The 12,874-nt window shown below is 69.5% G+C and carries 6 protein-coding genes; all 6 read left to right on the forward strand.

What is annotated here, in order from left to right; genetic code table 11:
- Positions 1–2 precede the first annotated feature (2 nt).
- The 6 genes from HZS55_RS07505 to HZS55_RS07535 all read left to right on the forward strand — a co-directional run bounded on the left by HZS55_RS07505 (position 3) and on the right by HZS55_RS07535 (position 12,826).
- Positions 3–2,021: a glycoside hydrolase family 5 protein gene (locus HZS55_RS07505; protein WP_179911080.1), complete on the forward strand. Its 2,019-nt coding sequence runs from the start codon at positions 3–5 to the stop codon at positions 2,019–2,021.
- A gap of 417 nt (positions 2,022–2,438) precedes the next feature.
- Positions 2,439–3,941: a GH12 family glycosyl hydrolase domain-containing protein gene (locus tag HZS55_RS07510; RefSeq protein WP_179911081.1), complete on the forward strand. Its 1,503-nt coding sequence runs from the start codon at positions 2,439–2,441 to the stop codon at positions 3,939–3,941.
- Positions 3,938–6,913, forward strand: coding sequence for a fibronectin type III domain-containing protein (locus tag HZS55_RS07515; protein WP_179911082.1), 2,976 nt, complete (start codon positions 3,938–3,940; stop codon positions 6,911–6,913). Before HZS55_RS07510 ends, HZS55_RS07515 begins: the two co-directional genes overlap by 4 nt.
- A gap of 79 nt (positions 6,914–6,992) precedes the next feature.
- Positions 6,993–8,528, forward strand: a complete 1,536-nt coding sequence (locus HZS55_RS22390; protein WP_218927287.1) for a sialate O-acetylesterase — start codon at positions 6,993–6,995, stop codon at positions 8,526–8,528.
- Positions 8,529–8,562: 34 nt separating this feature from the next.
- The gene (locus HZS55_RS07530; RefSeq protein ID WP_179911083.1) at positions 8,563–11,193 is read left to right on the forward strand and encodes an endo-1,4-beta-xylanase; all 2,631 of its coding nucleotides are present in this window, start codon (positions 8,563–8,565) and stop codon (positions 11,191–11,193) included.
- Between the two features lie 28 nt (positions 11,194–11,221).
- Complete coding sequence (locus HZS55_RS07535; RefSeq protein ID WP_246308382.1) at positions 11,222–12,826, forward strand: cellulase family glycosylhydrolase; 1,605 nt, start codon at positions 11,222–11,224, stop codon at positions 12,824–12,826.
- Positions 12,827–12,874 lie beyond the last annotated feature (48 nt).

Below are 12,874 nucleotides of genomic sequence, written 5' to 3' on the forward strand. Positions count from 1 at the left end.
CAATGAGCGACAACGGCACACACGACGGCGCACAGACATCGAACGACGACGTATCGACCTCCGACTCGACAGGGAGCTTCTCCCGCCGGAGCGTCCTGAAGGCGACGGGGGCGGCCGCGGTCACGGCCGGCTTCGCCGAGGCCCTGACGGGCTCGGTCGCTGCGGTCGGGATCGACACCCCGCAGCTGCACCGCGACGGTAACAAGATCAAAGACCCCAGCGACAACGAGGTCATCCTCCGCGGGGTCAACATCGCCGACCCCGCCCGGCTGGCCCGCAGCTGGCGCGGCAAGGACTCCATGGGCGTCTTCGAGAAGGCGACCAGCACCGACGAGTCCGACGAGGGCGGCTGGTACAGCCGGATCATCCGGCTCCCGACCCAGCCCCAGGACATCTCCAGCGCGTCGAACGACCTCAAGATGGTCCACGGCGACGACTGGGGCCCGCTCCTGCCCGGGCAGTTCGACGAGAGCGACATGGAGACGTACTTCTCGACGTACGTCGACCCCATCATCGACGCCGCCGAGGAGCAGGGGCTGTACGTGATGATCGACTATCACCGACACTTCCCCATCTTCCACCAGCCCCAGCACGAGGAGGACCTGGGTGACTACCAGTGTGGGAACGAGTCGTTCCCCAACGACATCGGCTTCTGTGGCGAACGCGGCGTCCTCTGGAACTCCGAGGAGCAGGCCTCCGAACTCGACGGCTACACCGAGGAGTACGCGGAGGAGCTCGACCAGGAGCTGCACGACTACTGGAACTTCGTCGCGCCCCGCTACAGCGACCGCTCGCACGTCATCTACGACGTCTACAACGAGCCGACCGGTCCCTACGCCGGCGACTGGGGCACGCCCAACCGCGAGCCCAACGCCGGCGAGGACGCCGGCCAGGACACCGACGTGATGGCCCAGGAGTCCAAGCGCTACTGGGACATGTGGGTCGACCGAGCCCAGCCGTGGATCGACACGGTCCGCGAGCACGCCGACAACCTCCTGACCATCGGGTCGCCCCGCTGGAGCCAGTACACCTACTGGGCGCCCCAGAACGAGTTCCAGGGCGAGGACATCTGTTACTCGGGCCACGTCTACACCCACGACGGCCTCCGGCCGCTGTCGGACTACTACGGGACGCCCGCCCAGGAGGTCCCCGTGTTCTTCAGCGAGTTCGGCTGGGCCGAGGGTGGCGGCAAGGACAACTTCTCGTTCCTCGAGGGCACGGCCGACGAGTACGCCGACGACTTCGAGTCGTTCATCGACGAGTACCCGGTCCACCCGATCTGCTGGAACTTCGACCACACCTGGGAGCCCGCCTTCTTCCAGCACGACTCCAGCCAGGACGGGACCTGGGAGATCCACGACTACCAGTCCCGCCCCGGCCAGTGGTGGCAGGACTACCTCGAACAGCACCGCAACGACGACCTGCCCAACCCCGACGAGAGCGACACCGAGACGGCGACGGCCACGCCGACTTCGACGCCGACGGCGACGCCGACCGACGAGCCGAACACGCCGACGCCGACCGACGAGCCGAACACGCCGACGCCGACGGACACCCCGACGCCGACGGACGCGCCCGAGACGCCCACGGAGGGGATGACCGTCGACAACTACGACGGCGACCCCGGGTGGGACAGCCACCGCAACGATCTGGGCCAGTGGTGTGGCGCCGGCTCCTTCCAGAACGGCGGCGGCGAGGAGTCCGCGGGCGAGCTAATCTTGGAGTACGACAACGGCGGCTGGTTCCAGGAGCAGATCAACCAGGACATCAGCGACTACGACACGCTCGTGTTCACCATCCGCGGCGCGAACGGTGGCGAGGAGTCCGAGGTGCTGTTCGACATGGGCGGGGTGCGGACCATGCTCTCGAACGTCACCGACGACTCCATCGGCACGGGCGTGAGCGAGGTGCGCGTCGACATGGCGTCGGCGGGCATCGACCGCTCGTCGCCGTCCATCCGCTTGAACTTCTGGCAGGGCGGCAGTAGCACGCTCAGGATCAGCGGCATCCACCTGGAGTAATCCGACGACCGCGGCGGTCGTCGGCGCCCGGGTCGGCCCGGACGCCGGGGGGCGACCACCGAGCGTTCGACACGCGGACGGACCATGACAGGGAACGAGCACGCCGACGGGGACGACGGGAGACCGCGCGACCGCGGTACCGGGGGTACTGCGCCGGTCGCGCGGGCCGCACCGACCGGACTGACCGTCGACGCCACCACCGCCGTCACGGCCGCGCTCTCGTGGTCGACGACGGCGCCGGCGAGGACCGACCACTACAGCGTCTATGTCGACGGCACCAGGCGGGCCGAAACCGACCGGGGACGGACCCGCGCTCGCCGCGGTCGGGCGACACCGACCAGGGCGACCGAGCGACCGAGGAGCACAGCTAACGGACCGACCGACGACGGGGCACGGCCCCGCGGCACACACGGACACATGACACGAGACGACGACACGACCGAACCGAGCGACGAACGCGCGGCCCCGCAGTCGAGCGAGGCCGAACCGACCGCACGGGGCGACGACCGCGCGGCCGACACGCCCCCGGGCGCCGCGAGCAGACGCAGCGTCCTCAAGGCGGGTGCCGCCCTCGGCGCCGGCGGCCTCGCCGTCGGGCTGGGCGACCGGGTGTCGGCGGCGAAGGTCGAGGAGATCTGCGACTCCAGCGACTACGGCGCCATCGAGGTCGCCGACGGGTTCTCGCTGATCGACAACCAGTGGGGCAACTCGGCGGCCGAGCAGTGCATCTGGCTCGACGAAGACGGCAGCTACGGCTACGACTTCGACGCCTCGGGCACCGGCGGCGGGATCAACTACCCGCAGGTGCTCGTCGGCACCAAGCCCTGGGGGTCGGACACCGGCGTCGCCGACTTCCCGGTGCGTCGGCGGAACGTCGACGAGCTGACGATCGACGTCGAGGCCGACTACAGCGAGTCCGGCGGCGAGTGGGACTGGGCCGAGGAGTGGTGGCTGCTGGAGGAGCCCGTCGGCGAGGAGCCCGAGACCCACCAGTACGAGATCATGCTGCTGCTGGACTGGAACGACCAGCACGACCACGGCGGCGTCGAGGCCACGGGTCTCTGGACCGACCAGTACGGCAACACCGTCGACCACTGGGTGACCTACGGCGGCGGTGGCGGGACCAACGCGGAGTTCTACATCTTCCGGATCCAGGGCGGCCACGACGGCGGGAAGATCGACCTGAAACCGATCGTCGACTACCTCACCGACGAACACGGCGTCAGCAAGGACCTGTGGCTCTCCGGCATCGAACTCGGCAACGAGTACTGGCCCGGCTCGACCGGACAGACGACCTACGAGACCTTCGACGTGACCGTCAACGGCACTACTTACGCCAGCGGCTCCGGCGAGTCCGCGGACAACGGCGGCGACACCGACACACCCACCCCTACCCAGCCGCCGACCGATACGCCGACGGACACGCCGACCGACGAACCGGACACACCCACGGACGATCCCGGGGGCGGCGACGGCGGGGCGCCCGCCGACGCCCTCGTCGTGAACGACTACGACGGCGACCCGTCGTGGTCGGCCAGTCAGAACGATCTGGGCGAGTGGTGCGGCGCCGGGTCGTTCGAGAACGGAAGCGGCGAGGTCGTCGACGGCGCGCTCGTCTTAGAGTACGACAACGGCGGCTGGTTCCAGACGCAGATCAACCGCGACGTGAGCGACTACGACGATCTGGTTCTGGGAATCAGCGGCGCGAACGGCGGGGAAGAATCGGAGGTGCTGTTCGACATGGGCGGCGTGCGGACCGTGCTCGCCGATGTCACCGACGACTCCATCGGGACGACCGCGAGCGATGTGCGCGTTGACCTGGCGTCGGCGGGCGTCGACCGCTCGTCGCCGTCGCTGCGACTGAACTTCTGGCAGGGCGGCAGTAGCACGCTGACCATCGAGGAGGTGCGTCTGGAATGACGGACGAGTCATCGCCCGCCGACGCCTTCGACGGGACCAGCGAGGACGCCCGCGACGGCACCGCGACGGCGACCAGGCGGACAGCGTTGAAGACGATCGGCGCGGCGGCGGCCGGCGGGACGCTCCTGTCCGGCCGCGCGAGCGCGGGCGTGCCGACGCCCCGGCTGCACACCGACGGCAAGTGGATCCGCGATCCGCAGGGCAACGCGGTGCAGCTGCGCGGGATGGCGACCGCCGACCCCGCGTTCTACCGGCGTACCCACCCCAAGTCCTTCGAGGAGGTACTGCGGTGGGCGACCGACACCGAGCGGGGCTGGCACCCCAACGTCGTCCGCCTGCCGTTCACCCAGGACAACGTCGCCCACTACGGCATCGACACCCTGATCTCCGAGTTCATCCGCCCTGCGGTGGACATTCTGGCCTCCCGAGACGTGTACGCGCTGGTAGACTTCCACCTCATCCGGCCCTACACGCAGGAAGCCACGGAGACGTACAACTCGGAGAACGAGGACACGCTCGACCCCATCGACGACGTGATGCGGAACTTCTGGAACGCGGTCGCGCCGGAGTTTGCCGACGACGAGCACGTCGTCTACGAGCTGTTCAACGAGCCGACCCAGCCGACGATGTACGGCGACGACGAGGGCGCCTGGCAGACCTGGCGCGACGCGGCCCAGCCGTGGGTCGACCTCGTGCGCGGGCACGCGCCCGAGACGCCGATCGTCATCGGCTCGCCGCGATGGACCTCGGTGACCCACATGGCGCCGGAGTACCCCTTCGAGGGGGAGAACCTGATCTACGCGGCCCACATCTACCCCGACAACGGCGCGCCCTCGGAGTTCGACCAGTACTACGGCGAGCCGGCCAACGACGTGCCGGTCGTCGTCACGGAGTTCGGCTGGGACCCCGACGGCGGGAGCGTCGACCAGGGGACCACCTCCGGCTGGGGGGAGCCGTTCCGCCAGTGGGCGGAGGGCTACGCCAACATGGGCTGGATCTCCTGGTGTTTCGACGACTCGTGGGCGCCGACCTTCTTCGACTCGCCGGGCGAGGGCGCTGCCGAGCCCTGGACGCTCAAGACCGGCGCCGACCAGATGGGCGGGTACATCAAGACCTGGCTCGACGAGACGCAGTCCGACAGCGTCCCGGCGAGTCCCATCGACGACTCGATAGCGCCGCCGGCGCCGGCGAATCCGACGGTCTCGAACGCCACCGAGATCAGCGTCGACCTCTCGTGGGACGCGGTCACCGACGAGGGCGAGGCCGGTCTCTCGCACTACACCGTCTATCTCGACGGCGAGCGGGTCCAGGAGGCACTGCCCGGCGCCACTACGACGACGGTCGCCGGGCTCTCGCCGGGGACGACCTACGAGTTCGCCGTCACCGCCGAGGACGACGCCGGCAACGAGTCCGACCCGGCGACCGTGGTCGCCGAGACGATCGCCCGCGACGCGGGGCAGTCGCCCTACAACGGCCCGCACACGCTGCCCGGGCGCGTCCAGGCCGAGGACTTCGACGAGGGCGGCCAGGGGGTCAGCTACTACGACACCACCGCCGCCAACCAGGGCGGCGCTTCCTACCGCGACACGGCCGTCGACATCGGCACGTCGGCGAACACCGGCTACAACGTCGGCTACATCTCGACCGGCGAGTGGCTGGAGTACACCGTCCAGGTCGAGTCGGCGGGGTCGCGCACGACGCGGGTGAACGTCTCGGCCGGGTCTGGCGGCGGCGGGGCGCTCCGTATCTCAGTCGACGGCGAGACGCTGGCGACCCAGGACGTGTGGCAGACCGGCGGCTGGTCGAACTGGCAGACGATCCGCGTCGGCGACCTGGACCTGCCCGAAGGCGAGCACGTCGTCCGGGTCACCGCCGAGTCGGGCGCCTGGAACTTCGACTGGATCGAGTTCGGCGAGTCCGAGGGGAGCGCTGATACGACCGCCCCGCCGGCGCCGACGAATCTCTCGGTGACCGGGACGACCAGCACCTCCATCTCGGTCGACTGGGACGCCGTCACCGACACCGGCGGGAGCGGCCTCGAGAGCTACGCAGTCCACGTCGACGGCAGCGAGGTCCAGACGGTCGCCGCGGGGACTACCTCGGCGACGGTCGACGGGCTGTCGGCGGAGACGAGCTACACGGTCGCCGTCTCGGCGGTCGACGGCGCCGGCAACGAGTCGGCGATGACGAGCGCCTCAGCCACGACCGACGCCGCGGGCGACTCCACCGCGCCGTCGGCGCCCGCGAACCTCTCGGTGACGGGAACGTCGAGTTCGTCGGTGTCGGTCGGCTGGGACGCCGTCACCGATTCCGGCGGGAGCGGGCTGGACCACTACGTCGTTTCCCTCGACGGAAGCGAGGACCGGACGGTCGCGGCGGGCACCACGGCAGTCACCGTCGACGGGCTGTCGGCCGATAGCTCCTACGAGGTCGGCGTCGCGGCGGTCGACGGCGCGGGCAACGCCTCGGCGGTGGCGACCGTGACGGCGACGACCGACGCCAGCGACGACGGCGGCGGGAGCGACGGCGAGACGCCCGCCGACGCGATGGTCGTCGACGACTACGACGGCGATCCGGGCTGGTCGAGCCACCGCAACGACCTGGGGCAGTGGTGTGGCGCCGGGTCGTTCGCCAACGGCGGCGGCGAGGTCGAAGACGGCGCGCTCGTCCTCGAATACGACAACGGCGGCTGGTTCCAGGAGCAGATCAACGAGGACGTGTCGGGCTACTCGACGCTGGTGTTCGAGATCAGCGGTGCCTCGGGCGGCGAGGAGTCCGAGGTGCTGTTCGACATGGGCGGGGTGCGGACGATGCTCGCCAACGTCACCGACGACTCGATCGGCACGAGCACGAGCGACGTACGCGTCGACATGGAATCGGCGGGCGTCGACCGCTCGTCGCCCTCGGTGCGCTTGAACTTCTGGCAGGGCGGGGCCAGCACGCTCACGATCGAGGAGATACGGCTCGAATAGCGATGCGACGGACTCATCTCGGCTCTCGACCGCTCTCGCTTCGACGCGACGGCGGCCACAGGAGGGACTCCCGGAACAGATGACAGCAAACGACCCGACACACGACACGGAGGAGTCACAGAACCGACCCGATCAGGCGCCGGCTCGAACGGCGGCCGACGACCAGCGCGCCGACCGATCGAGCGCGCTCTCCCGACGCGGCGTCCTGAAGACCGGTGCGGCGCTCGGCACGGGCGCACTCGCGGTCGGTCTGGGGGCGCAGGCGTCGGCGACCACGCCGACGGACCCGTCGAACCTCGACCTGTATCTCCTGTTCGGCCAATCGAACATGGAGGGCCAGGGGACGATCGAACCGCAGGACCGGGAGACGAACGACCGGATTCACGTCCTCGCGGACCTGGACTGTCCGAACCTCGAACGCGAGTACGGCGAGTGGTACCGCGCCGAACCCCCGCTCAACCGATGCTACGGGAACCTGGGTCCGGGGGATTACTTCGCGAAGACCATGATCGACGAGGTGCCCGAGGACAGGGGTATCGGCCTCGTCCCGGCGGCCGTCAGCGGAGCCGACATCAAGCTCTTCCAGAAGGGCGCGCCTATCGGACGAAACGGTCGCGACATCCCCTCGCAGTTCGACGGCGCCTACCAGTGGATGAGAGACCTCGCCGAGACGGCCCAGGAAGCCGGGACGTTCAAGGGCATCCTGTTCCACCAGGGCGAGACCGACACGGCAGACCAGCAGTGGACGGGCGACGTCCAGGGCATCGTCCAGAACCTCCGTTCCGACCTGGGGATCGGGACGGTCCCGTTCCTGGCCGGAGAGATGCTCTACGACTCCCAGGGCGGGTGCTGTGGTGCGCACAACTCCGAAGTCAACGAACTCCCCGACGTGATCGCGAACGCCCACGTCGTTTCGGCCCAGGGGCTCGAAGGCCAGGACAACGCTCACTTCACCGCCGAAGCCTACCGGGAACTCGGCCGGCGCTACGCCGAGGAGATGCTCCGGCACGTCGACCCCGGCGGTGGTCCCGCGACCGGCACCCCCACGCCGACGGACGAACCGGAGACACCCACACCGACCGACGAGCCCGAAACGCCCACATCGACGGACGAACCGGAGACGCCCACGTCCACCGACGAACCCGAGACGCCCACGCCGACGGACACGCCGGCGGCGGACGCGATGGTCGTCGACGACTACGACGGCGATCCGGGCTGGTCGAGCCACCGCAACGACCTGGGGCAGTGGTGTGGCGCCGGGTCGTTCGCCAACGGGGGCGGCGAGGTCGTCGACGGCGCGCTGGTGCTGGAGTACGACAACGGCGGCTGGTTCCAGACGCAGATCAACCAGTCCGTCGAGGAGTACTCGACGCTGGTGTTCGAGGTCAGCGGCGCGGACGGCGGCGAGGAGTCCGAGGTGCTGTTCGACATGGGCGGGGTGCGGACGCTGCTCTCGAACGTCACCGACGACTCCGTCGGGACGAGCACGTCGGAGGTGCGCGTCGACCTGGCGTCGGCGGGCATCGACCGCTCTGTGGGGGATCTCTCGGTGCGGCTCAACTTCTGGCAGGGCGGTAGCAGCGTCCTCGCGATCGGGGAGATACGGCTCGAATAGCGCGCGAACCGGACCAAAGGCACACACGGAACCCATGACGAACGACGACACACACGAGACGGGAGAGACGGAGCGAACAGACACGGCGGCCACCGACGCGTCGGCCGACGGCGACGAGGTCGCGGCGGCGCTGGCGTCGATGGACCGCCGGGACTACCTGAAGGCGTCGCTGGCCGCTGCGGCGATGGCCGGCCTCGGCGGTGCGGCGAGCGGGACTGCGGCCGCCGAGACGGCCGACACCTCGAAGACGGTGGACGAGCGCATCCAGGAACACCGGGCGGGCGACCTCGAAGTGGTCGTCGAGAACCCCGACGGCTCGGCGGTCTCGGGCGCGGAGGTCTCGGTCTCCCAGCAGGAACACGCGTTCGGCTTCGGGACGGCGGTCAACGCCGACACGCTGATCAACCAGTCCGGCGAGGGCGACAACTATCGCCAGTACATCCCGGAGCTGTTCAACAAGGCGGTGATGGAGAACCGCCACAAGTGGGACTTCTTCGAGAACGAGCGGGCGCTGGCCGACGAGGCGACCGACTGGATCCTCGACCAGGGGCTGGACATGCGCGGGCACGTCTGCCTGTGGGGCCGCGAGGACGTGGCGGCCATCCCCGCTGACGTCAACACGGCCATCGACGACAACGACGCCGAGACGATCCGCGACCGCTCGATGGCCCACATCGAGGAGATAATCACCCACTACGGCGACGACTTCACCGAGTGGGAGGTCGTCAACGAGGCGATGCACGCCTATCAGATGCAGATCGGCGTCTACGGCGACCAGATCGACACGGAAGAGCCCTGGACCGGCGAGGTCGTCCCGTGGACCTCCCAGCTTTTGGCCGACTGGTACGACGAGGCCGAGTCGGTCATCGACGAGAACGACCTCGACCTCGGGATCGCGGTCAACGACTTCAACCAGTTCCCCTACGCCTACACCGACAGCCGCTACGAGTCCGAGATCGACCACATCAACAGCAACGCCGTCCAGCTCGACACCGTCGGGCTCCAGGCCCACGTCGCCGCTCGCACCGGCGAGTTCAACAGCAACTCCAGCCCGGACGGCCGCATCGACGCCGGCCAGGTCGCCGCGGAGATGAACAAGTGGGCCGACCACGGCGCGCGCCTGAAGATCACGGAGTTCGACACGTACAACGGCAGCGACTGGAACTCCGACGAGGAGCGCGCCCAGATGCTGGAGAACTACTTGCGGGGCGCCTTTTCCCACCCCGGCTGCGACGACTTCATCATGTGGGGGTTCTGGGACGGCCGCCACTGGGAGAACGAGGCCCCCCTGTTCTATCAGGACTGGTCGCAGAAGCCGGCCTACGACGTGTGGACCGGGCTGGTGTACGACGAGTGGTGGACCGACGACAGCGGGACGACCGACGGCTCGGGCGCCTACGCGACGACGGCGTTCCTCGGCGACCACGAGGTCACCGTCAGCACCGACAGCGCGGAGACGACGGAGACGGTCTCGGTGTCCGAGGCCTCGGGCACGACGACGGTCACCGTCACCGTCGAGGGCGACGGCGGCGAGACGGGGGACACCCAGCCGCCGTCGGTGCCGGAGACCCTCTCGGTGTCGTCGACGACCGACTCGACGGTCACCGTCACCTGGGACGGCGTCTCCGACAACGGCTCGTCGGGGCTCTCGGCGTACGTCGTCTGGGTCGACGGGACCGAGGACCAGACGGTCGGTGCGGGCATGACGACGGCGACCGTCGAGGGGCTCTCGCCGGAGACGAGCTACACGGTCGGCGTCACGGCGGTCGACGGTGCGGGCAACGAGTCTGACGCCGCGACGGTCTCGGCGACGACCGCGGCGAGCGACGACGGCGACGACGGCGACGATGGCACCGACCAGCCGGCCGGCGACGCGCTGGTCGTCCACGAGTTCGACGGGAACGCGTATCCCGGCTCGAACGACCTGGGCAACTGGGCCGACGGGGGGAGCTTCGCCAACGGCGGCGGAAGCGGCGAGGTCGCCGACGGCGCGCTCCGCCTGGAGTACGACAACGCCGGCTGGATGGGCTCGAACGTCGCCCGGTCGATCGCCGACCGACCGACGCTACATCTCCGCGTCCGCGGCGACTCGGGCGGCGAGGAGAGCGACTTCACCGTCCAGGTCGGCGGCGCGAGCGACGTGCTCGCGACCGTCACCGACGACACCATCGGTACCGAGTGGTCGACGGTCACCGTCGACCTCGAGGCGATGGGCGCCGACCTGGACAACCCCCAGTCCGTTCGCCTGAACTTCTGGCAGGGCGCCTCCGGTGCCGTCGAGATCGACCGCATCGCCCTCCGCGGCCCCGACGCCGGTTCCGGTGACGGCTCGGACGGCTCGGACGGCTCGGACGGCTCGGATGGATCGGACGGTTCGGACGGCTCCGATGGCGACTCGGGCAGTAGCGGCGACCTGATCGCGGAGATCGACCCGAGCGCGACCGCGGCGTCGGTCGGCGAGCGGGTCACCTTCCGCGTCACGGACACCACCGACTCGGGCCACTGGATCGACTCGCTGTCTTGGAGTCTGGGCAACGGCGAGTCGGCCAGCGGCTGGTACGCCGAGACGACCTACGACGCGGCGGGCACCTACGCGGTCGAACTGACCGCGACGAACGACGAGGGCGCCTCGACCACCGACACGGTCGAGATCACGATCGCCTGACGACCGCGACACGATACGACAGAGACCCATGCACTCCGACGACTCACCACGACAGGCACAGGACGACGAACAGCGACGCGATCGGGCGGACGACGCCGCGACCGGCGGGACCCAGCGACGGACGGTCCTGCGGGCGCTCGGGGGCGGCGTGGCCCTCGGCGCGGTCGGCACGCTCGGCGCGGAAGTGTCGACGGCGACCGGCGCCGACCTCGGCGACGGCGTGAACCTCATGCCGCCGTACTACTGTAGCGGCGACCAGGACCTGGGCTGGGACCTGATGGACGAGTATCCGGACATCGAGACGGTCCGCATCGAGATCGAGCCCCCGTCGATGGGCGAGAGCCAGTCCACGATGGACGACGCCAAGCGGTGGATCGACGAGGCCCACGAGCACGGGTACGACGTTCTGGCGACGTACCACCACCATCCGCACAACGGCTCGGCCGACCCGGCCCACCTCCAGAACGCGGCCGACTGGTGGGTCGAACACTACGACTACCTCTCGCAGGACGCCGAGTTCACGATCAACATGATGAACGAGTGGGGCAACCACCAGGTGACCGCCGACGAGTACGCCTCGGCGTACGACGAGGCGCTCTCGACCGTCCGCGACGGGACGAGCTACTCGGGACCCATCGTCTGTGACGCGCCGGGGTGGGGCCAGGGGACCTATCGGCTCGCCGACGCCGTCGAGTCGATCGGCGACGACGACCTGATCCTCTCGGCGCACGTCTACCCCGTCGGCTGGAACGCGACGACGGGCGAGTACCTCGCCGCCGAGGACCTGGACGTCCTGGAGGAGACGGACTACCCCTGCATGGTCGGGGAGTTCGGCAGTATGCCCCAGAACAGCGACGGCGACGCCGACTGGTCGGCCATCATCGACCACGCCAACGAGCTGGGCTGGCCGGTCGTCGGCTGGTCCTGGAACGGCGACGGCGGCGGCATGAACATGGCCGACCCCTACTGGGGCGACGACTGTTCGGCCGACAGCTACTCGACGAGCGACTACTTCCCGGTCGTCTACGACAAGCTCGGCGACGGCAGGACGACGACGGACACGCCCACCGCCACCCCGACGGACGAACCGGACACGCCGACCGACGAGCCGGAGACGCCGACCGACGAGCCGGAGACGCCGACCGACGAGCCGGAGACGCCGACCGACGAGCCGGACACGCCGACGGACACGCCGGCGAGCGACGCGCTGGTCGTCGACGACTACGACGGCGACCCCGGCTGGGCGTCCCATCGGAACGATCTCGGGCAGTGGTGCGGCGCCGGTTCCTTCGAGAACGGCGGCGGCGAGGAGACCGGCGGCGCGCTCGTCTTAGAGTACGACAACGGCGGCTGGTTCCAGACGCAGATCAACCGGTCGGTGAGCGACTACGACGACCTGGTGATCCGCGTCAGCGGCGCGAACGGCGGCGAGGAGTCGGAGGTGCTGTTCGACATGGGCGGGGTGCGGACCATGCTCGCCGACGTCACCGACGACTCGATCGGCACGAGCGCGAGCGAGGTGCGCGTCGACATGGAAGCGGCGGGCGTCGACCGCTCGTCGCCGTCGGTGCGCTTGAACTTCTGGCAGGGCGGCAGTAGCACGCTCGAGATCGGAGGGATACGGCTGGAGTAGGCGCTTCGCCCCCACGCTCACGTTCCCTGGGTTTCCACGCCCCGATCG

Origin of the sequence: Halosimplex rubrum (genome assembly GCF_013415885.1) — an archaeon.
Taxonomy (GTDB): Archaea; Halobacteriota; Halobacteria; order Halobacteriales; family Haloarculaceae; genus Halosimplex; species Halosimplex rubrum.

What these genes read in the sequence shown, in the direction of transcription:
- HZS55_RS07535 (WP_246308382.1), top strand. Translation starts at nt 11,222, where the DNA reads ATGCACTCCGACGACTCACCACGACAGGCACAGGACGACGAACAGCGA.
- HZS55_RS07515 (WP_179911082.1), top strand. Translation starts at nt 3,938, where the DNA reads ATGACGGACGAGTCATCGCCCGCCGACGCCTTCGACGGGACCAGCGAG.
- HZS55_RS07505 (WP_179911080.1), top strand. Translation starts at nt 3, where the DNA reads ATGAGCGACAACGGCACACACGACGGCGCACAGACATCGAACGACGAC.
- HZS55_RS07530 (WP_179911083.1), top strand. Translation starts at nt 8,563, where the DNA reads ATGACGAACGACGACACACACGAGACGGGAGAGACGGAGCGAACAGAC.
- HZS55_RS22390 (WP_218927287.1), top strand. Translation starts at nt 6,993, where the DNA reads ATGACAGCAAACGACCCGACACACGACACGGAGGAGTCACAGAACCGA.
- HZS55_RS07510 (WP_179911081.1), top strand. Translation starts at nt 2,439, where the DNA reads ATGACACGAGACGACGACACGACCGAACCGAGCGACGAACGCGCGGCC.